The organism is Cellulomonas sp. NTE-D12, from assembly GCF_027923705.1.
Taxonomy (GTDB): Bacteria; Actinomycetota; Actinomycetes; order Actinomycetales; family Cellulomonadaceae; genus Cellulomonas.
The window spans coordinates 389,600-409,713 of the sequence record NZ_AP026442.1 but is presented as its reverse complement, the minus strand read 5'-3'; the positions used below and the strand labels follow the sequence as shown (position 1 = coordinate 409,713).

Sequence of the window (20,114 nt, the reverse complement as noted above, 5' to 3'; positions counted from 1 at the left end):
GGCGTACGGTCGGCGGCGCGATGAGCGACCACCACGACCACCACCACGGCCCGCAGCCGACCGTCACCGTCCTCACCGGGGCGGGCATCTCCACCGGCTCGGGCATCCCCGACTTCCGCGGACCGCAGGGCGTGTGGACGCAGGACCCCGCCTCCGCCGAGCTCCTCGAGATCGGCCGGTACATGGCCTCCGCCGACGTCCGGGCGCGCGGCTGGGCGATGTGGCGCGACCATCCGGCGTGGGCGGCGCAGCCGACGGCCGCGCACCGCGCGCTGGTCGAGCTGGAGCGTGCGGGCCTGCTGATCGCGGCGCTGACGCAGAACTTCGACGGCCTGCACCAGCGTGCCGGGTCCGACCCGGGGCACGTCGTCGAGCTGCACGGCACGCTGACCACGACGTCGTGCATGCGCTGCGGCGCCCGCTGGCCCACCGAGCAGGTGCTGGCCCGCCTGGCCGACGAGCCCGACCCGCGGTGCACCGAGTGCGGTGCAGGCGTGCTCAAGCCGGACATCGTCTACTTCGGCGAGCGGCTTCCCGACGAGGCGCTGGAGCGGGCCGTGAACGCGGCGACGGACGCCGAGGTGTTCGTCGCCATCGGCACCACGCTGACGGTCCAGCCGGTGGCGAGCCTGGCCGGCCTGGCGGTGGACCGCGGCGCCCGGCTCGTCGTGGTCAACGCGCAGCCGACGCCGTACGACCACCTCGCGGCCGAGGTGATCCGCGAGCCGATCGACCAGGCGGTCCCGGCCCTCGTCGCGCGCCTCGTGGACGAGCAGGCCCGACCGCTCGGCTGAGCCGCCGTCAGGAGCGGGGCGCAGGCCGCGTCGGGCACGCCTCACCGGCACCGCGCACCCGCTGCAGCAGCCCCGCGCCGGCGATCGCCGCGCCCAGCATCGCCTGACCCACGTCACCGGGCGCCGTCGCGAGGACCACCAGCGCGACCAGGGCCGCACCACCCGCGACGCCGGCGCACGGCGTGCAGCCGAGGCGAGAGGCCCAGGGCCGACGCGCGTCGGGCACATAGGTCGCCGCCGTGAGCGCGACCAGCACGGACACCCCCGCCGCGAGCGCCGTCCACACCGGCCCGGCGGCGCCGACCGTTGCCAGCAGCACGGCCAGGACGAGCGGGGCGAGCACGACGGTGACCAGGCGTCGTCGCCGTGCTCCGTCGCTCGGCTCGGGCAGCGGCTCGGGCGGCGGCAGGACGGGTGTCGCGGACGACGGCCGGGTCGACGGCTCCGACGGCAGCTGGGACACGGCACCTCCGGTGGACGGGTCGTCAGCATACCCCCGTGGGTATATGACTCACCAGCCGTGCAGCTGCGGCTCCGGGCCCGCGTACGCCTCGAACGCCGCCCGCTCCTCGTCGGTGAACGGCCGCGGCAGGTGGGTGGCGGCGTCCAGCTGCACCATCCGGGTGCGTGCCCGCAGGCAGACGGCGCCGTCCTCCGGTGCGTCCCGGATCTCGTAGGCGATGTCCACCGACGACCGGCCGGTCCGCGGCACCCACACCTCGACGACGAACGGCACGGGGCGGAACGTCAGCGGTGCCAGGTAGTCGATCTCGTGCTTGGCCACCACCAGCAGCGAGGCGGTCAGCGCGCCCGACTCGTCGACGCCCATCTGCGGGAACAGGGTGAACCGGGCGTCGTCCAGGTACCGCAGGAACGCCGCGTTGTTCACGTGCCCGAACAGGTCCACGTCGGACCAGCGGACCGGCATCACCACCCGTCCGCGAGCACCGTCCTGCGCACCGTTCGACCCACCGTTCGGCTGACCGTTCACATGTCGGACCGTAGCGCCGGGGCCTACGCTCGGCCCGTGCCAGCCGCTCCCGCCCCGTCCTCGGCACGCTCGCGCCGACCGTGGTGGTGGGCGCTGGCGGGTGCCCTCGTCGTCGGGCTCGGTCCGGTGCTGGTGGTCCAGGCGGTCGGTCAGGCGGCGGTGCAGCCGGGCGTCGCCTCGGTCGCCCCGAAGCCGGTGGCACTGGTGCTCGGCGCCGGCCTCGAGCCGGACGGCACCCCGTCGGTCTACCTCGCGCGCCGCCTCGAGGCCGCGCGCCAGCTGTTCGCTGCGGGCACGGTGCAGGTGGTCCTGGTCAGCGGCGACAACTCGACGCCGTACCACGACGAGCCGGGGGCGATGCGCACCTGGCTGCTGCAGCACGGCGTGCCGGACGCGAAGATCGTCCGTGACGCCGCCGGGTTCGACACCCACGACAGCTGTGTGCGCGCCCGGCAGATCTTCGGCGTGACCTCCGCGGTGGTGGTGACGCAGGACTACCACGTGCGGCGGGCGCTGTTCTCGTGCCGAGCTGCGGGGATCGACTCGACGGGGGTCGGCGTCTCGGCCGCCTCCGTGACGCCACGGCAGGCGGTGGTCTGGCGGCTGCGCGAGGTGCCGGCGTCGTGGAAGGCGGCCTGGGACGCGCTGACGCACCGCCGGCCGGTGTTCCTCGGCCGGCCGGAGGACGGTGTCCGCACCGCCCTGGCCAACCCGTCCCCGTCCTCCTCGTGACCCCCGCCGGTCTGCTGCTCGCCCCGGGGGCCGGCGCCACCCGCGACCACCGCACGCTCGTCACCCTCGAGCGCGCCCTCGCCCCGTTCCCGGTCCGCCGGGTGGACCTGCCGCGGTCGGCGGGCGCCGCGGTCACGGCCGTCGGACGCCTGGCCGCCACGTTCGCCGCCGACCTCGGGGTCGGCACCGAGCAGCTGCTGGTCGGCGGCCGCTCGTTCGGCGGTCGGATGTGCTCGCTGGCCGTCGCCGACGGGCTGGCCGTCGCCGGGCTCGTGCTGCTGTCCTACCCGCTGCACCCGCCGGGCCGGCCGGAGAGGCTGCGGGTGGAGCACCTGCCGCGGATCACCGTCCCCGTGCTCGCCGTCAGCGGCGACCGGGACCCGTTCGGCACGCCCGACGAGCTGCGCACGCAGCTGTCCGCGGTCGCCGGTCCACTGACGCTCACGCTCGTCCCGGGTGCGCACGTACCAGCCGACGGCCCGGTGGCCGCCGCCGTCCAGGCCTGGCTCCGATCCGCCCCGGGGGCCTCGTCGGCGACAATCGACGGGTGACCCCAGCCGACCAGCCCGTCCTCGACCCGCCCGCGCTCGGCACCGTCCCGGACGTCCGGCTGATCGCGGTGGACATGGACGGCTCGCTGCTGGACGACCAGAAGCGGATCGACCCGAGCTTCTGGCCGCTGCTCGACGCGCTGCACGAGCGCGGTGTGGTGCTGTGCCCCGCGTCCGGGCGCCAGTACGCGACGCTGCGCCGGCAGTTCGGCCGCGACGACCTGGTGTACATCGCGGAGAACGGTGCCTACGTCGTGCGCGACGAGCAGGAGCTCAGCTCGGACGGCGTGAGCCGGGACGCCGCCCTGCCGGTGGTCGATGCCGTGCGGCAGCTGGCGACCTCCGGTGCGGACGTCGGCACCGTGCTGTGCGGCAAGCGGTCGGCGTACGTCGAGCGCACCGACCGGGCGTTCCTCGAGCAGGCCGAGCCGTACTACGCGCGGCTGGAGCTGGTGGGCGACCTGCGAGCGGTGGACGACGAGGTGCTGAAGCTGGCGATCTACGACTTCGGCTCCGCCGAGCGCGGTGCGGCACCTGCCCTCGCACCGTTCGACGGCCCCGTCCGCGTGGTCGTCTCCGGCGAGCACTGGGTGGACGTGATGAGCCCGAGCGCCGACAAGGGGCACGCGCTGCAGGCCGCACAGCGGGCGCTCGGCGTGACGCGCGAGCAGACGATGGCGTTCGGCGACTACCTCAACGACCTCGGGCTGCTCCGGGCGTCCGCATGGTCGTTCGCCATGGACAACGCGCACCCGCAGGTGCGGGCCGAGGCCCGCTACGTCGCACCGGGCAACAACGCCAACGGCGTGGTGCGCACCATCGTCTCGGCGCTCCAGCTGGACGGCGTGCTCAGCCGCTGACGGCCGCGGTGGTCGCCGGGGCGGCGGCCGCGAGCGCGTCGAGGGTCGCGGCGACCGCCGGGACACGCATCAGGTCCGGGGTGGTCACGGCGTAGACGCGTCGGGCCGACGTTCCGGAGGCGGACCGCAGCACGACGCCCGGGTGCCGCTCCCCCGTCTGGCGTACCAGCCGCGGCAGCAGAGCGACGCCGAGCCCGGCGGCGACCAGGGACAGCACGGCGACGTAGTCGTCGGTCGCGTACGCGATCTCGGGGGCGAACCCGCACGCGGCGGCGGAGTGAAGCAGGTGCCCGCGGCACTGGGGGCAGCCGGCGATCCACGTCTCGTCCGCCAGGTCGGACAGCGACAGGTGCGGGTCGTCGGCGCGCGGGTGGTCCGCGGGGAGCACGGCGAGCGTCGGGTCGTCGAGCAGGTGCCGCGCGACGAGGCCGGACGGCTCCCCGTCCCGGGCGCCGTCCGCGGCCGCGTCGGTCGGTGGCGCCAGGGTGGCCGTCGAGCCGCTCCCCGCGTACGCGAACGTGACCGCGACGTCGCACGTGCCGGCGCGCAGCCGGGCGAGCGCCTCGGGCGGTTCGGCCTCGTCCAGCGTCACCGTCAGCCCGGGGTGCTCGCGGCGCAGCCGGGCGAGCGCGAGCGGCACCAGCGTGGCCGACGACGACGGGAACGCGACGACCCGCACGACGCCGGCGCGCAGGCCGGTCAGCGCGGTCACCTGGGCGGCCGCCGCGCGCACCGCGGCGTTCACGGTCTGACCGTGCGCGGCCAGCACCGCACCGGCCTCGGTGAGCCGCACGCGCCTGCCGGAGCGGTCGAGCAGCGCCGTGCCGAGACGACGCTCCAGGCGCCGGACGTGCTGGGACACCGCCGGCTGGCTGGTTCCCAGCACCGCCGCCGCCGCCGTGAGCGTCCCGTGCTCGGCGATCGCCTGCAGCAGTCGCAGGCCGCCGACGTCGAGCCCGGCGAGGGCTCCGACCCCGTCCACCCCGTCGGCGTCCACCGGGACGGCGCCGTCGCGGCCTGTCGCCTCACGGACGGTCGCCTCACGGACGGTCGCCTCACGGACGGTCGCCTCACGGACGACCCCCTCACGGACGGTCGTCCCCGGGGCCGTCGTCGCGGCGGCACCACGCCCTCCCGGTCTCCCCATGGCGCGGAATCATAACGAGGCTGGATGGACTGGCGGCGGAATTCGCCGTTGTGTGATGGCCCGGCGACCGGAACGCTCGTCGTCATGACGCTCGACACCCTCCGCGCGCGGTTCGCGCCGACCCGCGGGTACCTCAACGCCGCCACGTGCGGGCTGCCCGTGGCCGGCACGGTCGCCGCGCTGGTCGACGGCGTCGAGCGTTGGAGCCGTGCCGATCACGACCCGGCCGACTACGACGCCGCGGTCGCCGCCAGCCGCGCGGCGTTCGCCCGGATCGTCGGCGTCCCCACCTCCGACGTCGCGGTCGCGGCGCAGACGGCCGCCCTGGTCGGCATGGTCGCCACCAGCCTCCCCGCAGGGGCGGAGGTGCTGACCGTCGAGGGCGACTTCACGTCCGTCACCTACCCGTTCCTCGTCCGCACGGACCTCCGGCTGCGCGCCGTACCGCTGGCCGAGCTCGCCGAGCGGATCGGCCCGGGGACCCACACCGTGGCGTTCTCCCTGGTCCAGTCGCACGACGGCGCGATCGCCGATTTCGACGCCGTGACCCAGGCCGCCCACCGGGTCGGTGCGCTGACGGTCGTCGACCTGACCCAGGCCGCCGGCTGGCTGCCGGTGGACGCCGGCCGCTTCGACGTCACCGTGACCAGCGCCTACAAGTGGCTGTGCGCGCCGCGCGGCGTCACGTTCCTCACCGCCGGCCCGGAGGCCCGCGACCGGCTGCGGCCCGTGCACGCCAACTGGTACGCCGGTGCGGACGTGTGGTCGTCCGTCTACGGCCACGACCTGCGCCTGGCGGACGACTCCCGGCGCTTCGACCTGTCCCCGGCGTGGCTGTGCTGGCTCGGTGCGACCCCCGCCCTCGAGGCGTTCGCCGACGAGCTGGCCGGACCGGTGCCCGATGCCGTCCGCCGCCACGACGTCGCGCTCGCCGACGGGCTGCGCGCCGGCCTGGACCTCGAGCCGGCCGGGAGCGCCATCGTCTCCCTGCCGGACCCCGACGGGTCCGCCGGTGCCCGGCTGGTACGGGCGGGACTACGAGCGGCGGCGCGAGGGGGCTGCGCACGCCTGTCCTTCCACGTCTGGAACGACGACGACGACGTCGCGGCCGCCGTGGAGGCGCTGCGGGGCTGACGGCCCGACGGCGGGACGCGGCCGAGCTCACTCCTCCAGCGCGGTGGCGAACGCCCGCAGCGCCGCGTCGTTCCACAGCACGAACCGCACCGTGCCCGGACCTCCCTGGTGCGTCCGGCCCCACTCCCGCACGGTGGCGACCGCCACCCGGGCCACCTGCGTCACGTCCCAGCCGTACACGCCGGCGCTGACCGCCGGGAACGCGACGCTGCGCGCCCCGACCTCCGCCGCGACGTCGAGCGAGCGGCGGAAGCACGACGCGAGCAGCTCCGGGTCGTCCTGACCGGCGTGCCGGTTGGGACCGACGGTGTGCACCACCCACCGCGCGGGCAGGTCGAACCCCGGCGTGGCGACGGCGTCGCCCACGGGCAGGCCCTTCGGCAGCGTGGTGGCCCGCAGCTCGCGGCACGCGGCGAGCAGCCGCGGACCCGCCGCAGCGTGGATGGCGCCGTCGACACCACCGCCGCCCAGCAACGACGAGTTCGCCGCGTTCACGATCGCGTCGACGGGCTCCGCGGTGATGTCCCCACGGACCGCTTCGAGCTGCACCTGCCCATCGTCGCCCGTCCGGCGCCGTCGGTCATCCGCTCCGACCTCCGCCGGCACCGCGGCCGCCCCGCTCCGGGGGTCTGCCCCCTGAGAAGGGGGGCAGAGGATCCGGGGTGCGATGGGGGGACACCCCGATTCCGCCGTCGTCGGGTGCAGGTGAGGGTGGACGACGTGCCCCGCACCGCCGCCCCGCTCGGACCCGACGTCGCCTCGTCGGCCGTCCGGCGCACCGGCGCCGTGCTCGTCGTGGGGGCTGCGGCCCTCTCCGCGTGGGCGTGCTGGTTGGGCAGCTCCCTGCCGCCGTCCGCCCTGCGGCAGTCCTGGTCGGCGGCGTGGACCGGGCTGGGCAGCTGGCAGCTGACCTGGGTGATGGTCGACTCGCTGGAGGTGCTGGGGCTGCTGGTGACCGGTGTCGCGCTGCGCCGCGGCCACTGGGCGTCGGCGTTCAGCGCCGCGGTGAGCGTCCCGCTCTTCGTGCTCGATGCATGGTTCGACGTGATGACGTCCACCACGCGGGTGGAGCTGTGGCAGGCGGTCGCGATGGCCGTGCTGGTCGAGCTGCCCACGGCGGCCGTGCTGGCACGCGTCGCGTGGTGGGGAGCCCGGGCGGTGCGCGCCGCGATGCTGCCCGACGACGAGGTGGCACGTCGGCCGGAGCTGCAGCCCTGACGGTCGGGCGGTGGGGTGGTGCCGGGACGGGCCGAGGACGTGCGGACCGTGCCCGGAGATGGCGAGGCCCCTCGGACGCTTACTCCGAGGGGCCTGTACCGCGACCAAGGCTAGGGACGGCCTGCCGCCGAGCGGGTGAACGACACGCGAACTGTCCACAAATTCCGTCCACAGCCCTGTGCCTGACCAGCGTTCTCGCAGGTCGTCCTGTGCACAGACCTGTGAGGTCAACTGTGCACAAAGTTGCTCTCCAGAACCCCTTGTGGGGGTGTCAAGGCGGGACTAGAAATCACTCATCGGCCTCGGCACCGAGAACCGACGGAGAGAGACTCCCCCCGGGGAGATCCCACCGACGGGGACAGGTCGTCGAGGATCGGACCGACCGGAGAACGGACGGCCAGATCGGCGGGGAAACCCGACGACTCGCGGCGACGACGCGAGGGCCATCACGGACCGGGCGGTCGATCGCAGTCGCCCCGTTCGCGGAGGACCGGTTCGCCGGATCCCGTCGCAGCGGGACGGAGCCGCAGCGTCGCAGCGGCGTCCCCATCGGGTGACCGATGAGCAAAGGGACCTGCGATCAGAGGAGGGCCCCCCGGACGCTTACTCCGAGGGGCCTTTCCTCATGTCCGGGCTCGTTCCGGAATCGTCGGCTCGGACTCCAGCAGGATCGTCACGGGGCCGTCGTTCACCAGCTCCACCGCCATGTCGGCGCCGAACACACCGGTGCCCACGTGGAGCCCGCGCTCGCGCAGCGCCGCGACCAGGGAGTCGACAACCGGCTCGGCCACGACCCCGGGCGCCGCGGCGTTCCACGTCGGCCGCCGGCCCTTGCGGGTGTCGGCGTACAGCGTGAACTGGCTGACCACCAGCACCGGCGCCCCCACCTCGGCAGCCGACCGCTCGTCGCGCAGGATGCGCAGGTCCGCCACCTTCCGGGCGATCAGGTCCACCTGCGCGGGGCCGTCACCGGGCGTCACACCGGCCAGCACCACCAGCCCCGGCTCGTCGATCGCGGCGACCACCTCGCCGCCCACCGTCACGCGGGCGCGCGTCACCCGCTGCACCACCGCGCGCACGCGTCACCAGCCCCCGCGGGACGAGCCGCCGCGCGGCCCACGACCGGAGTACGGCCGCACCGCGGGCCGGACGTCCACCAGGTACACGACGGCCGCCACGGCGGCGAGCAGCGCGAGGAACTGGAAGAAGCTGCTCGGTGCGAACCCGAGCGGCACCGCGAGGAAAGCCACCACCACGGCGGCCGTGAGGATGCCTGCCCAGAACGGCCGGGTCCGCTTGTCCGCGGCGGGGAAGGCCCGGGCCGGACGGGTCAGGCAGTCGACCAGCGCCCAGACGGTCAGCGCGAGGATCGCCACGAAGAAGACGAGGAACAGGCCGAGCTGCAGGGTGCCGATGGCAGTCACGGGCCGAGCCTACGGTGCACTCCTACAGCTCCGGCAGGACGGCCCGCGCCTCCGCCGGGTCGGTCCCGGCGGCCTCGAGCAGGTCGACGACGAGCGACCGGGCCAGCAGCACCAGGCTCTGCGCCTGCCAGTCGTCCGACCCCATCGCGTACGGGTCCAGCCGCTCGGCCACCGCGCGGAGCGCCGCACGGGCCCGGGCAGGGTCACGGCCCACGCCGAACGCCTCGGCCAGCGCGTCCGCCGCACGCGCCACCGCCTCGAGCAGCTCACCGGCGAGCTCGGTTCGCTGCCCATCGTCGACCGCGGTCACCGCCCGGCGGATCAGCACCCGCGCGTTGCGCACCGCCCGGTCCAGCAGCACCGCGGCGGACACGGACCGCGTCAGCTCGTCACGGTGCCGCCAGGCGGCCGGGGACACCCGGGCCAGGTCGCGGGCGGTCCCGGCGGACTCGCGCCACTCGTCGAGCGCCGGCTGGGAGGTGCGGCCTCGCAGCAGCGCATCCTCCACATCGGCCACGCTGCCGGTGCGCAGGCCCCTGGCCAGGGTGTGCAGCATCCCGGCGAGCTCCTCGGTGGCCGCGCGAGCCTGCCGGTGCAGGTGCCGGCGCGGGTCCGTCGGCGTGAGCACCACGACGACCAGGCCGATCACCCCGCCGACCACCGCGTCCACCCACCGGCCGAACGGTCCGCCGGTCAGCGCCGGCAGGGTCATGATGACGATCGCCTGGACACCGGCCTGCGTGGTGATCAGCGGCGCCCGGTCGACGAAGCGGCCCACCAGGGCGGACACCGCCAGCACCACGCCCATCTGCCAGATGCCCGAGCCGATCAGCCGCACCATCAGCTCGCCGAACCCGACCCCGAGCGCCACGCCGACCGCCAGCTCGGCCACCCGCCGCGTCGACCGGTCCCGCGAGAAGCCGAGGGCCACCCACGTGCTGACGGGGGCGAAGAAGGGGTGCGTGTGGCCGAAGGCGTAGAAGGCCACGGCGTACGCGATGGTGCCGGCGACGGCGGCCTGCAGGATCCAGAACCAGGACGCGTGCACCCGGGCCCAGCCCTGGCGGGCGCGCGCCTCGGCCGTCACCCGCAGGTCCCGCAGCCCCGTCCGCCGCGCGGTTCCGGCCTGCCGCCCCGGCCCCGCGGCCGCCTCGCTCACAGCGAGACGTGCGGGCCGAGACCTCGGGCCACCGGCCCGCGCGGGGCCGGGCGGTCCGCCGAGACACCGTCGCCGGGCACCACCTGCTCCTGCGAGGCGGCCACCGGCTCAGCCGGACCGTCCACCCGCAGCTCGTCGTCCGCGGGCACGGACCGCTTCACCACCGCGAGCGCCACCGGCCCCAGCTCCTGGTGCCGCGCCACGGTGGTGACGGTCCCCACCTCGCGGCCGTCGAGGGTGCGGACCACGGCACCGGCCTCCGGCAGCAGGTGGCCGGACCCGTCGAGGTGCAGCATCACCAGCCGCCGCGGCGGACGGCCGAGGTTGTGCACGCGGGCCACGGTCTCCTGGCCGCGGTAGCAGCCCTTGTGCAGGTGCACCGCCGTGCGGAGCCAGTCGAGCTCGTGCGGGATGGTCCGGTGGTCGACCTCGTGCGAGAACCGCGGCCGCCAGGCCGCCACCCGCAGCGCCTCGGTGGCCCACGTACCGGCCAGCACCGCGCCGGCGGCCTCGCGGGCCGCCACCTCGTCGGCCAGCCGCTCCCGCGGGACGAGCACCAGCCGCCACGGCCGCTCGGCGCCGGGGTGCTCGTCGTCGGGCGGTCCGTACCGGGTGCCGCCCGCCGCGACGTGCGGCCACCGGTCCCGCCACGTCACGGGCTCGTCCGCCAGGCCTTCCGCGTCGACCGGCTCACCGATCGCCGCCCACTCGTCGGTGACGTCGGCGACCTCGACGCGCAGCATGAAGCGCATCCGGTCCAGCCACGCGGCCAGCTCGACGGGCGTCTCGGTGAACAGCCAGGTCGCCTCGCCGTCGTCCACCACGCCGGCGGCGTGCTCCACGTGCCCCTGCGGGTCCAGCACCAGCAGCTCGGTCGAGGTGCGCGGTGCGAGGTGCTCCACGTCCTGCGAGGTGATCGAGTGCAACCAGCTCAGCCGGTCGGGCCCGGCCACGCGGACGACGCCCAGGTGGGACATGTCCACCACGGCACCGCCGCGCTCGAGGGCACGCTGCTCGGCGACCGGGTCGCCGTAGTGCCACGCGACCCCGGCGTCCGGACCGGCCGCCGGGACGGCACCGTGGCGGTCGAGCAGCGGGCTGCGGCGCCGGGGCGCCGCGGCCGTCGTCCGGTCGGGGGCACCGCTCGGGGTCTGCACCGCTGGCAGCTGGTCCGACATCGCTCACTCCTCCACGCGGGTCAGCCGGCCGGAGGAGTACGACTGCAGCGGCTGGCCGAACGCCGCGAGGTCGTGCGCCCACATCAGCTCGCCGTGCACCAGGCCGTACAGCCGCCGTCCGGCGGACACCTCGGCACCGGTCGCGGTGCGCGCCACCAGGTCGCTGACCAGGTCGATCCGCCCGTTGCCCACCGCGCCGACGTACACCGCCACGTGCCCGGACGGGTCCGCCACCAGCTGTTCCACCGGGTGCTGCCCCTCGGCGAGCTCGACCGACGGCTCCGGCGGCACGCGCCAGTAGCCGACCTCCGACGACCACACCGGCCCGGTGTGCTCCGTCGGCGTGCTGGGCGGTGCGTCCGGGGCTGTGGCCGCCTCATCCCCTGGCGGCTCCGGCGTCGTCTCGAGGGCCGTCAGGTCGTCGGGTGCCACCACCAGCCGGATGCTCGACCGGTACGCCAGGTACGGGCCGCCGTCGCTGGTGACCTCGAGCTCCTGCGTGAACGCCGCCTCCTCGACACCGGGGTAGGCGAGCACGCCCTCACCGCGCCAGCGGCCCACCAGCCACGCGAGCGGGTAGACCTCGGGTGCCAGACCCTCAGGCAGCACGAAGGGCATGGTGCCTCCCTGACGGACGGCGGTCGGTGCGGACGTGGGACGCAGGCGTCCCGGTCAGGGCCTGCTCAGCGCTGGCCCTGGTACAGCTTGTAGACGGACAGCGCCGCGAACCACCCGATCGCCAGCGTGGTGACGGCGAGCAGGGAGATGAAGAAGATCTCGAGCCCGGACATGGGCCCATCGTAACGACGCCTGGTCCGCTCCCCGGACGCACGGCCGCGCGCTGCGACGGTGCGGTCACTGGCTCACCGCCGAAGCGCCGCACGTCGCGTCAGCCCTCGGCGACGTCGATCAGCACCTTGCCGACGATGCCGCCCTCGACGGCGTCGTGCGCCGCGGCCGTCTGCTCCAGCGGGTAGTGGTGCAGCGGCAGGCCGTGCTCCTCGCCGACGCCGAAGGCACCGTCCGCCACGGCGGCGGTGACGTCCTCGGCGGCCGCCGCGAGCGCCGCGGCCCCGACGGTGTAGAGCAGGACCCCCTGCAGACGCACGTTCGTGGAGAACATGCCGCGCACCGGGAACGCGAGCTGGTCGCCGCCGTTGTTCGCGTAGATCGAGATGGTCCCGCGTGGCCGGATCAGCGCCAGGTCGGTCTCGAGGTTCTGCGCCGGCGCCACCTCGACGACGATGTCGACGCCCTCGGGCGCGATCGCGCGCACCGCCCGCACCACGTCCTCGCGCCGGTAGTCCACGGTGTGCTGAGCGCCGGCGGCCGTCGCGAGCGCCGCCTTCTCCGGGCTGCTCACCGTGGTGACCACCGTCGCGCCCGCCCACCGGGCGAGCTGGATCGCCGCGTTGCCGACGGCTCCCGCACCGCCGGCGACCAGCACGGTCCGCCCGGACAGCGCACCGGCCGTCAGCCTGCGAGGGCCCTCCTCCAGGGTGGTCAGGGCGCGGTGCGCCGTCACCGCCGGCACGCCGAGGTCGGCCCCGAGGTCGAAGCTCGCCCCCTCGGGCAGCCGGTGCACCCGGTCGACCGGCAGCACGGTCAGCTCCTGCGCCGTCCCGGTGGGCCGCTGGTGCTGGGCGAGCATCAGCCAGACGCGGTCTCCGACGGCCAGGCCGTCGACTCCCTCGCCGACGGCGTCGACCACGCCTGCGCCGTCCTGGTTGGGCACCACCTCGTCGAACGCCAGCCGCGAACCGGTCGACCCGCCGCGCGACTTCCAGTCCGTCGGGTTCACGGCCGACCGCACCACCCGCACCCGCACCTCACCGGCACCGGGCGCGGCCACCTCCCGGTCGACGAGCTGCAGCACGTCGCTGGGGCCGGGTCGGGTGAAGACGATCGCTCGCATGGGTCGGCCTTTCGTCGGGGACGGCTCGGTGAGGTGGCTCCGTCGGGGGCCAACCGACGACGACGTGCGGATATGCCCACGACCGCGGGCGACGTGGCGCGACCCGGCACGGCGACGCCCGCGCCGGCCTGGCTAGCCTGTGCCGGTGACACGCTCCCTGGTGATCAAGTCCACGTCCGGCACCGACCGCCCCGAGGCCGCGAACCAGGCGTTCACGGTCGCGGCCGCAGCCGTCGCGGCCGGTGCCGACGTCAGCCTGTGGCTCACCGGCGAGGCGAGCTGGTTCGCCGTCCCCGGTCGGGCCGCCGAGCTGGAGCTGGCGCACGCCACACCGCTGCCGGAGCTGCTCGAGCTGCTGCTGGCCGACGGTCGCGTCACGGTGTGCACCCAGTGCGCCGTCCGGCGCGGCATCACCGCGGACGACGTGCTGCCGGGCGTCCGGATCGCCGGGGCGCCCGTGTTCGTGGAGGAGGTCCTCGCCGAGGGTGCCCAGGCCCTCGTCTACTGACCGCCCTGGCTAGGCCGAGCGCGCCGACCGCAGCCGCAGGCCCAGCAGGTACAGCTCGCACCCGAGGCACAGCCCGAACGCCGCGTTGAGGAACGCCGCGACCAGGGCGAGCGCCGCGCCGACCGTCACGCCGAGCGGCGCGCCGAGCACCGCGACCAGCAGCCCGGCACCGGTGACCACCAGCCCGACGAGCTGGGCGAACCGCGGTGGCCGCGGGTCCTCACGCTCCGTCGGCGGTGCGAGCCGCGGCGCGACGAGCCGCCGGTAGACGGCGCCCTGCCACGTGCCGCCGACGCCGCGCGCCACGCCGAGGGCGAACCCGGCGGCGACGACGGCGAGGACGACGGTGGCGGCGGTGCCGGTGCCGAGCAGCAGGACGACGACGAGCAGCGCGGCGGTGAGCGCCGCGCCGAACCGGGGACCGCGGGGGTCGATCCCGGCGGGCGCCTGCACAGGAGTGGTGGTGGTGCTCATAGGGGGGTTCTCCGGGGGCTGGTGCGGGGCGCGGGTGCGCCAGGGCGCGGGGCCGGGACCATCCGATGCCGGGGGGTGGTGGACGTGCAGCGCACGTGCACCGGGACCGCGGCGGGGCCGGACGCCTCCGCCGCAGCGGGGCTCAGCCGGCGATGGTCCCGCGCGGACAGCCGTCGGCCGGAGGCGGGCAGGCCTCCAGGGCAGCGAGCGCCTGACGCCGGTCGGTCGCCCCGGACATCCGCCCGACGACGACACCGGCGCCGTCGATCAGCAGGACGGTCGGGGTACGCATCACGTCGAAGCGTCGCACGAGGTCCAGGTGCTGCGCGACGTCCAGGTCCACATGCCGGACACCAGCTTCTTGAGCAGCGAGATCGGCGAGCACCGCGTGGGTGCGCCGGCAGGGCGTGCACACCTCGCTGGACAGCTGGACGAAGGTCGCACGCGTCCCGGGCTCCACGCCGATCTCCGCGCTCGTCAGGCGCTCCACGCCTGGCCCGTGGACGTGCGGCCCGTCGGTCAGGTCAGCGGCCGCCAGCACGGCCGTCGGCACTGCGGTGAACCGGCCGTTGCGCCGCTGCCACGCGAGGCCCACCAGGACCGCCGCCGCCAGCACCGCCACGACCAGCACCACGCGGGCCACGGTCACCGGACCAGCACCCGCCCGACCACGTACAGCACCATGCCGGTCACGCACACGGGCAGGGCGATCGCGGCCAGCGCCGGCATCCGCCGCCGCAGCTCCGGCATCCCGTCGAACAGGGCGTCCATCGCGGCGACCAGCACGCCCACCGCCCCGCCCAGCAGCGCGCCGACGGCCGGGCTGAACGAGGCGAGCGGGATGCTGACCAGCGCACCGACCCCGGTTGCCGAGAGCACGGTGGTGACCGCGCTCACCCACCGCGCGACGGCCAGGGCGGACACCGCGGAGCCGACCGCGAGCGCCACCGCGCCGGTGACCACCAGCGTCGGTCCGCCGGACAGCGCGTCGGCCGCGGCCCACCCGGAGGCGGTCAGCGCGATCACGGCACCGGCCGCCGTGCCGGACACCGACTCGACCATCCGCACGCGCCCGTCCCGGCGCAGCAGCTCGTTGACGAAGGCCAGCAGCAGCGCCCCGGCCATCGCGATGGACAGCGCGGACAGGTCCGACGACGCCGTGACGAACGCGACGGCGTACAGCGCCCCGGCCCCGGCGAGGCCGATCACGGCCGACGAGCCGGGCGGGAAGGGCAGCCGGGCGAGCCACGGCCAGCCGAGCGCCAGCAGCACGACGAGCACGAAACCCGCACCCACGAGGGCCGTCGGGTGCAGGTAGCCGGCGAGCGCGACCGCCGCGGCGAGGGCGGCCGTGGCCACCGACCGGGTGGCGATGGTCATCGCGCCACCACCTGCCCGGGGCCGCCGAGCGCAGGCAGCGGCGCGGGGGCGGGGGTCAGCACGCTGGGATTCTCGCAGATGCCGTGCCGCGGACGGCTCGGCCTACGCCTGCGCAGCGCGCGGTACCGTGTGCTCACTCGCGCGCCTGGAGGTCCTGGTGGCAGACCTGCTGCTCCTCACTCCGGCGTCCGGGGGGTCCGCGCAGGTGCTGCCCGCACTCGGCCTGCTGTCGCACCGGGTGCGGGTCCTACCGGTGGAACCGTCCGCTCTCGTGGACGCCCCGGACGCAGACATCGTCGTGCTCGACGCACGCCGTGACCTGGTGACGGCGCGCACCACGTGCCGGCTGCTGCGCGCCACCGGCCTGACGGTCCCGCTGATCCTGGTGCTGACCGAGGGCGGCCTCACCGTGGTGACCGCCGAGTGGGGCGCGGACGACATCGTGCTGGAGAACGCGACCCCGGCCGAGGTGGAGACCCGTTTCCGCCTGGTGATGGAGCGTGCGGCGACCGCCGCCTACGAGGACGCGCCGCTGGAGATCAGCGCCGGCGAGCTGACCATCGACGCGGGCGGGTACACCGCCCGGCTGCGCGGTCAGCCGCTCGACCTCACCTACAAGGAGTTCGAGCTGCTGAAGTACCTGGTGCAGCACCCGGGACGGGTGTTCACCCGCGCGCAGCTGCTCCAGGAGGTGTGGGGCTACGACTACTACGGGGGCACCCGCACGGTCGACGTCCACGTGCGGCGTCTGCGCGCCAAGCTCGGCCCCGAGCACGAGCAGCTGATCGGCACGGTGCGCAACGTCGGGTACCGGTTCGACCCGCCGAAGGAGGCACGGCGCGGGGCAGACGACCGCTCCGGTCTGACGGAGACCGCTGGGCTGTAGTCGCCCTCCACCGGTAGCCTGGCAGGCGGTGTGCCGGGAAGCCTGGTCGGCGTCCTGTTGCCGACCCCGGAGGTCCCCGTGCCGCCCCGCCGCGAGATGCACCCGCGCCCGACGCCTGAGCGCGCACCCATCGACCCGGTCGGTGCCGGCCGCGCACCACGTGAGCACCGCCGACTCTTCGCCGCCCTCACCCCCGGCAGCGAGCGGAACCTGCTCGACACGCTGCGCGACGAGCGGACCGGCGCCGTGCTGCTGCTCGTCGCGACGGCCCTCGCGCTCGGGTGGGCGCAGCTGTGGCCCGCCGGCTACCGCTCGACGTGGGCGACCGCCGTCGGCCCCGCGGCGGTGCACCTGCACCTGACGCTCGGGCAGTGGGCGACCGACGGGCTGCTGGCGGTGTTCTTCTTCGTCGTCGGGCTGGAGCTCAAGCGCGAGCTCGTCACCGGCGAGCTGCGCCGACCGGCGACCGCCGTGGTGCCCGCCGTGGCGGCCGTCGGCGGCATGGCCGTGCCCGCGCTCGTCTACCTCGCCGTCAACCTGACCTCCGCGGACGGCCGCCCGGTCGGCTGGGCCGTGCCGACGGCCACGGACATCGCCTTCGCCGTCGGGGTGCTGTCCCTGGTGGGACGCTCGCTGCCCGCCGCCTTGCGCGCCTTCCTGCTGACGCTCGCGGTGGTGGACGACCTGCTGGCGATCGTCGTCATCGCGGTCTTCTACGCCCGTTCGCTGTCCGTGGTGCCCCTGCTGGGCTCACTCGGTGCGGTCGCCCTGTTCGCGGTGCTGGCCCGCCGAGCGCGCCCGCCGGTGTGGCTGCTGCTGCCGCTCGCCCTGACGGCGTGGGCCCTGCTGCACGCGTCCGGCGTGCACGCGACCATCGCGGGCGTGCTGCTGGGGCTCAGCGCGCCGACCAGCCTCCCGGCCGGCGCGGCCCCCGATGCGGCGTCGACCGCGGAGCGGTGGGAGCACCGCTGGCGTCCCCTGTCGGCCGGCGTCGCGGTGCCGGTGTTCGCGCTGGCGGCGGCGGGGGTGACCATCTCGGGCGACGTGCTTCGTGCCGCGTCGCACGATCCCGTCGCACTCGGCGTGGCGGCGGGCCTGGTGCTGGGCAAGCCGCTGGGCATCCTCGCCGCCACCTGGGCCGTCGCCCGGTTCACGCGCGCCACCCTCGCACCGGCGCTGGGCTGGGCCGACGTGCTGGGGGTCGGACTGGTGGGCGGGATCGGGTTCACGGTCTCGCTCCTGGTGGGCGGCCTGGCGTTCGGCTCCGGGAGCCCGCACGACGAGCACGTGGTGGTCGCGGTGCTCGCGGCCTCCGCGGTGGCGGCCGTGCTGGGCGGCAGCACCCTGGCGTGGCGGGACCGGGTGCACCGACGGCGCCGCCGGTCGGTCAGCGGGTAGGTTTCGTGCCGATGAGCACCGTCGACTCCGCCGAGCTCGCCGTCGACGGCCCGTGGGAGCACCGCTTCGTGCCGGCCAACGGCGCGCGGTTCCACGTGGCGCTGGCGGGGCCGGACGAGCGGGACGCCCCTCTGGTGGTGCTGCTGCACGACGTGCTCACCTACTGGTGGGCCTGGCGGCACCAGCTGCCGGCGCTGGCCGAGGCCGGGTACCGGGTCGCCGCGATGGACGTGCGCGGCACCGGCGGGTCGGACAAGCCGCCGCACGGCTACGACGCCCCGACGCTGGCCACGGACGTCGCCGGCGTGATCCGGTCCCTGGGTGCGGGCCAGGCCGTGCTGGTCGGCGCCGGCACCGGCGGTCAGCTCGCGTGGGCCACCGCCGCCCTGCACGGGGACGCGGTGCGCGCCGTCGCGGCGCTGTCCTGCCCGCACCCGCTCGACGTCGGTCCCACCACGGTGCGGCCCGCCGCGGCCCGCCGCCTGGCCTACGTGCAGCTGCCCTCCGTCCCGGAGCGGGCGCTGACCGAGGGCGACCTCGCAGCGCGCCTGCTGACGGGTCTCAGCGGCGGCCGGGGTCGCCCGGACGCGGCCACCGTCGAGGCGTACACCCGGGCGCTGCGGGTGCCGTTCGCCGCCCACAGCCAGCTGGAGCAGGTCCGGTGGCTGCTGCGGTCCCGCCCCCGGCTGGACGGCCGTCGCTACCTCGCCGCGTTCGAGCGCGCACGGCCGCTGCCGACGCTGCAGGTGCACGGTGACCGCGACGGGGTGTGCACCCCGGCCGCTGCCGCCCTGCACAGGTCGACGGCTGCGGCGCTCGCCCGTCCCTACCGCTACGAGCTGCTGCGCGGCGTGGGCCACTACGTGTCCGACGAGGCACCCGAGCGGCTGACCGCCCTGCTCCTGGACTGGCTCGCCGAGACCCTCGTCTGAGGCTCGCCGAGACCCTCGTCCGACCCCACGGCGTTCGCGTCGGGCCACCCCTGGCCCGCGCTCCGGCGTCGCGTCCGGGGGTCAGCCCTTCACCATCGCGGCGGCCTTGACCGGGTCGTTCTCCCCCATCCCCGCCGACGGGCACAGCGCGAACACCGGGCACGCGCCGCACGCAGGCTTGCGCGCGAAGCAGATCCGGCGGCCGTGGAAGATCAGGTGGTGCGAGGCCATCGTCCAGTCCTTGCGCGGCAGCAGGGCGCACAGGTCCTGCTCCACCTGCACCGGGTCGTCGCTCTCCGTGAACCCGAGCCGGCCGGACAGTCGCAGCACGTGGGTGTCCACGGGCAGGCCGGGCATACCGAACGCGTTGCCCAGCACCACGTTCGCCGTCTTGCGCCCCACCCCCGGCAGCGTCACCAGGTCCTTCATCCGGCCGGGCACCTCACCGCCGAACCGCTCGACCAACGCCTGGCCGATGCCGATGACGGCCCGCGTCTTGGCGCGGAAGAACCCGGTGGGCCGCAGGATCTCCTCGAGCTCGGTCGGGTCCGCCGCCGCCATCGCGGCGGCGTCCGGGAACCGTGCGAAGAGTGCCGGGGTGGTCAGGTTGACGCGCACGTCGGTGGTCTGCGCCGACAGGACGGTGGCGACCAGCAGCTCGAACGGCGTGCGGAAGTCCAGCTCGATGTGCGCGTCAGGGAAGCGGACCGCCAGCGCGCGGTCGATGCGACGTGCTCGTCGGGTGCGCGCGAGCGTGGACTCGTCGGGAACCAGGGTCACCGTCGCAGGTTACGCGGGGGCTCCGACACGGCCGCCGGGCGGCCTGCTCCCGCGTCCGCCCGCACGTTCGGCCGTCCGGGGTAACCGGCCCCGCACAGGGAGGCGGCGGTACGTCCGCCCGAGTGAATCTGGACGGGCGTCCGGGTGGTGGCGCTCAAGTCGGGGGCCCGACGTCCCGAACCAGACACCAGGAGACCACGGGACGGAGGTGCGGTGACCACGCAGCACGTGCTCGACGTCCACACCCTCCGGCTGGACCACCGCGCCCTGCGCGCCGAGCGCTCCCGCGTCGGCTGGTGGCGGCGGCTGGTCCGCGCGCGCCTCGACCTCATCGTCGCCCGTGCCGTCGGTCCGCAGCCGCTCGGTGAGGAGCTCGCCTTCCAGCTGCCCCTCGACGTGGGGCTGGACGTGCCCCGACCCGATGAGCTCGAGGCCGTGCTGGGCGGCCACCGCTCCGGCACCCACCTCGACCAGCTCACCGCCCTCCGGGCGTTGGACAGCCGGCTGGTGCGGTACCAGGAAGGGGTCGACGCCGCGCTGGCGGCCGCCACCGAACGGCTGATCGGGCACCTGGCGGGGCAGCCGGACGCCGTGCTGGGACCCGTCCCGGAGCACGAGACGCGCAACTGACCTGCGAGACCGCCATGGGGCAG

Annotated in this window: 25 protein-coding genes; 11 read left to right on the top strand and 14 right to left on the bottom strand. The window is 75.6% G+C overall.

The genetic code is table 11. From position 1 onward, the window contains the following. Positions 1-20: 20 nt before the first annotated feature. On the top strand, positions 21-794 hold the full coding sequence (locus tag QMF98_RS01880; RefSeq protein WP_337974395.1) for an SIR2 family NAD-dependent protein deacylase: 774 nt from the start codon (positions 21-23) through the stop codon (positions 792-794). Positions 795-801: 7 nt separating this feature from the next. Here the strand turns inward: QMF98_RS01880 and QMF98_RS01875 are convergent, their stop codons facing one another. Further along, positions 802-1,257: a hypothetical protein gene (locus QMF98_RS01875; RefSeq protein ID WP_337974394.1), complete on the bottom strand. Its 456-nt coding sequence runs from the start codon at positions 1,255-1,257 to the stop codon at positions 802-804. Positions 1,258-1,305: 48 nt separating this feature from the next. Next, positions 1,306-1,785, bottom strand: a complete 480-nt coding sequence (locus tag QMF98_RS01870; RefSeq protein WP_337974393.1) for an acyl-CoA thioesterase — start codon at positions 1,783-1,785, stop codon at positions 1,306-1,308. Positions 1,786-1,821: 36 nt separating this feature from the next. Here QMF98_RS01870 and QMF98_RS01865 point away from each other — a divergent pair, with 36 nt between their 5' ends. Genes QMF98_RS01865 through QMF98_RS01855 form a run of 3 tightly spaced genes read left to right on the top strand, consistent with a single transcriptional unit; the run spans position 1,822 to position 3,928 of the window. Further along, the gene (locus QMF98_RS01865; RefSeq protein ID WP_337974392.1) at positions 1,822-2,517 is read left to right on the top strand and encodes a SanA/YdcF family protein; all 696 of its coding nucleotides are present in this window, start codon (positions 1,822-1,824) and stop codon (positions 2,515-2,517) included. Continuing rightward, positions 2,514-3,068 carry an alpha/beta hydrolase family protein gene (locus QMF98_RS01860; protein WP_337974391.1) on the top strand — a complete coding sequence of 185 codons (555 nt, stop codon included), beginning with the start codon at positions 2,514-2,516 and terminating at the stop codon, positions 3,066-3,068. The genes QMF98_RS01865 and QMF98_RS01860 overlap by 4 nt, the downstream gene beginning before the upstream one ends. Further along, positions 3,065-3,928, top strand: a complete 864-nt coding sequence (locus QMF98_RS01855) for a Cof-type HAD-IIB family hydrolase (protein WP_490715637.1) — start codon at positions 3,065-3,067, stop codon at positions 3,926-3,928. Before QMF98_RS01860 ends, QMF98_RS01855 begins: the two co-directional genes overlap by 4 nt. Here the strand turns inward: QMF98_RS01855 and QMF98_RS01850 are convergent. Continuing rightward, a complete protein-coding gene (locus QMF98_RS01850; protein ID WP_337974390.1) occupies positions 3,918-5,075 on the bottom strand; it encodes a LysR family transcriptional regulator in 1,158 nt (385 codons plus the stop codon). The two genes, QMF98_RS01855 and QMF98_RS01850, sit on opposite strands and share 11 nt — an antisense overlap. Before the next feature lie 84 nt (positions 5,076-5,159). On the opposite strand from QMF98_RS01850, the gene QMF98_RS01845 reads away from it, so the two are divergent. Continuing rightward, the gene (locus QMF98_RS01845; protein WP_337974389.1) at positions 5,160-6,209 is read left to right on the top strand and encodes an aminotransferase class V-fold PLP-dependent enzyme; all 1,050 of its coding nucleotides are present in this window, start codon (positions 5,160-5,162) and stop codon (positions 6,207-6,209) included. A 27-nt stretch (positions 6,210-6,236) separates the two neighbouring features. Here the strand turns inward: QMF98_RS01845 and QMF98_RS01840 are convergent, their stop codons facing one another. After that, the gene (locus QMF98_RS01840) at positions 6,237-6,758 is read right to left on the bottom strand and encodes an O-acetyl-ADP-ribose deacetylase (protein WP_337974388.1); all 522 of its coding nucleotides are present in this window, start codon (positions 6,756-6,758) and stop codon (positions 6,237-6,239) included. A 171-nt stretch (positions 6,759-6,929) separates the two neighbouring features. On the opposite strand from QMF98_RS01840, the gene QMF98_RS01835 reads away from it, so the two are divergent. Further along, complete coding sequence (locus QMF98_RS01835) at positions 6,930-7,427, top strand: hypothetical protein (RefSeq protein ID WP_337974387.1); 498 nt, start codon at positions 6,930-6,932, stop codon at positions 7,425-7,427. 623 nt (positions 7,428-8,050) lie between these two features. On the opposite strand, the gene dtd is transcribed toward QMF98_RS01835, so the two are convergent. From dtd to QMF98_RS01805, 6 genes are all read right to left on the bottom strand, one after another. Beyond that, entirely contained in the window at positions 8,051-8,506 is a 456-nt protein-coding gene (gene dtd / locus QMF98_RS01830) for a D-aminoacyl-tRNA deacylase (RefSeq protein WP_337974386.1), read from the bottom strand. Positions 8,507-8,509: 3 nt separating this feature from the next. Next, on the bottom strand, positions 8,510-8,851 hold the full coding sequence (locus tag QMF98_RS01825) for a DUF2516 family protein (RefSeq protein WP_337974385.1): 342 nt from the start codon (positions 8,849-8,851) through the stop codon (positions 8,510-8,512). Positions 8,852-8,873: 22 nt separating this feature from the next. Further along, positions 8,874-10,010: an FUSC family protein gene (locus tag QMF98_RS01820; RefSeq protein ID WP_337974384.1), complete on the bottom strand. Its 1,137-nt coding sequence runs from the start codon at positions 10,008-10,010 to the stop codon at positions 8,874-8,876. Further along, entirely contained in the window at positions 10,007-11,188 is a 1,182-nt protein-coding gene (ygfZ, locus tag QMF98_RS01815) for a CAF17-like 4Fe-4S cluster assembly/insertion protein YgfZ (protein WP_337974383.1), read from the bottom strand. Before ygfZ ends, QMF98_RS01820 begins: the two co-directional genes overlap by 4 nt. A gap of 3 nt (positions 11,189-11,191) precedes the next feature. Continuing rightward, positions 11,192-11,806, bottom strand: a complete 615-nt coding sequence (locus QMF98_RS01810; protein WP_337974382.1) for a heme-binding beta-barrel domain-containing protein — start codon at positions 11,804-11,806, stop codon at positions 11,192-11,194. Positions 11,807-12,077: 271 nt separating this feature from the next. Continuing rightward, entirely contained in the window at positions 12,078-13,103 is a 1,026-nt protein-coding gene (locus QMF98_RS01805; RefSeq protein ID WP_337974381.1) for an NADPH:quinone reductase, read from the bottom strand. Between the two features lie 145 nt (positions 13,104-13,248). On the opposite strand from QMF98_RS01805, the gene QMF98_RS01800 reads away from it, so the two are divergent. Then, positions 13,249-13,611 carry a DsrE family protein gene (locus QMF98_RS01800; RefSeq protein ID WP_337974380.1) on the top strand — a complete coding sequence of 121 codons (363 nt, stop codon included), beginning with the start codon at positions 13,249-13,251 and terminating at the stop codon, positions 13,609-13,611. 9 nt (positions 13,612-13,620) lie between these two features. Here QMF98_RS01800 and QMF98_RS01795 read toward each other — a convergent pair whose 3' ends face one another. The 3 genes from QMF98_RS01795 to QMF98_RS01785 form a co-directional block, all read right to left on the bottom strand. Continuing rightward, positions 13,621-14,085 (bottom strand): DUF4395 domain-containing protein, encoded by a 465-nt coding sequence (locus QMF98_RS01795; protein ID WP_337974379.1) that lies wholly within the window; start codon positions 14,083-14,085, stop codon positions 13,621-13,623. Positions 14,086-14,227: 142 nt separating this feature from the next. Continuing rightward, positions 14,228-14,734, bottom strand: a complete 507-nt coding sequence (locus QMF98_RS01790) for a thioredoxin family protein (RefSeq protein WP_337974378.1) — start codon at positions 14,732-14,734, stop codon at positions 14,228-14,230. Next, positions 14,731-15,465, bottom strand: coding sequence for a hypothetical protein (locus QMF98_RS01785; RefSeq protein ID WP_337974377.1), 735 nt, complete (start codon positions 15,463-15,465; stop codon positions 14,731-14,733). Before QMF98_RS01785 ends, QMF98_RS01790 begins: the two co-directional genes overlap by 4 nt. Before the next feature lie 157 nt (positions 15,466-15,622). Between QMF98_RS01785 and QMF98_RS01780 the strand changes: the two genes are divergently transcribed. The 3 genes from QMF98_RS01780 to QMF98_RS01770 all read left to right on the top strand — a co-directional run bounded on the left by QMF98_RS01780 (position 15,623) and on the right by QMF98_RS01770 (position 18,681). Beyond that, a complete protein-coding gene (locus QMF98_RS01780; protein WP_291761188.1) occupies positions 15,623-16,351 on the top strand; it encodes a winged helix-turn-helix transcriptional regulator in 729 nt (242 codons plus the stop codon). Between the two features lie 78 nt (positions 16,352-16,429). Beyond that, entirely contained in the window at positions 16,430-17,749 is a 1,320-nt protein-coding gene (gene nhaA, locus QMF98_RS01775) for a Na+/H+ antiporter NhaA (RefSeq protein WP_337974376.1), read from the top strand. A gap of 11 nt (positions 17,750-17,760) precedes the next feature. Next, positions 17,761-18,681, top strand: a complete 921-nt coding sequence (locus tag QMF98_RS01770) for an alpha/beta fold hydrolase (RefSeq protein WP_337974375.1) — start codon at positions 17,761-17,763, stop codon at positions 18,679-18,681. A gap of 81 nt (positions 18,682-18,762) precedes the next feature. Here the strand turns inward: QMF98_RS01770 and nth are convergent, their stop codons facing one another. Next, positions 18,763-19,461 carry an endonuclease III gene (gene nth, locus QMF98_RS01765; protein ID WP_490715636.1) on the bottom strand — a complete coding sequence of 233 codons (699 nt, stop codon included), beginning with the start codon at positions 19,459-19,461 and terminating at the stop codon, positions 18,763-18,765. A gap of 213 nt (positions 19,462-19,674) precedes the next feature. Between nth and QMF98_RS01760 the strand changes: the two genes are divergently transcribed. After that, positions 19,675-20,091 (top strand): hypothetical protein, encoded by a 417-nt coding sequence (locus QMF98_RS01760; RefSeq protein ID WP_337974374.1) that lies wholly within the window; start codon positions 19,675-19,677, stop codon positions 20,089-20,091. Positions 20,092-20,114 lie beyond the last annotated feature (23 nt).

Bases quoted from the DNA above. Each gene is read 5' to 3' on its own strand.
- QMF98_RS01880 (WP_337974395.1), top strand. From the start codon at position 21: ATGAGCGACCACCACGACCACCACCACGGCCCGCAGCCGACCGTCACC.
- QMF98_RS01850 (WP_337974390.1), bottom strand. From the start codon at position 5,075: ATGGGGAGACCGGGAGGGCGTGGTGCCGCCGCGACGACGGCCCCGGGG.
- QMF98_RS01845 (WP_337974389.1), top strand. From the start codon at position 5,160: ATGACGCTCGACACCCTCCGCGCGCGGTTCGCGCCGACCCGCGGGTAC.
- ygfZ (WP_337974383.1), bottom strand. From the start codon at position 11,188: ATGTCGGACCAGCTGCCAGCGGTGCAGACCCCGAGCGGTGCCCCCGAC.
- QMF98_RS01810 (WP_337974382.1), bottom strand. From the start codon at position 11,806: ATGCCCTTCGTGCTGCCTGAGGGTCTGGCACCCGAGGTCTACCCGCTC.
- QMF98_RS01805 (WP_337974381.1), bottom strand. From the start codon at position 13,103: ATGCGAGCGATCGTCTTCACCCGACCCGGCCCCAGCGACGTGCTGCAG.
- QMF98_RS01795 (WP_337974379.1), bottom strand. From the start codon at position 14,085: ATGAGCACCACCACCACTCCTGTGCAGGCGCCCGCCGGGATCGACCCC.
- QMF98_RS01785 (WP_337974377.1), bottom strand. From the start codon at position 15,465: ATGACCATCGCCACCCGGTCGGTGGCCACGGCCGCCCTCGCCGCGGCG.
- QMF98_RS01770 (WP_337974375.1), top strand. From the start codon at position 17,761: ATGAGCACCGTCGACTCCGCCGAGCTCGCCGTCGACGGCCCGTGGGAG.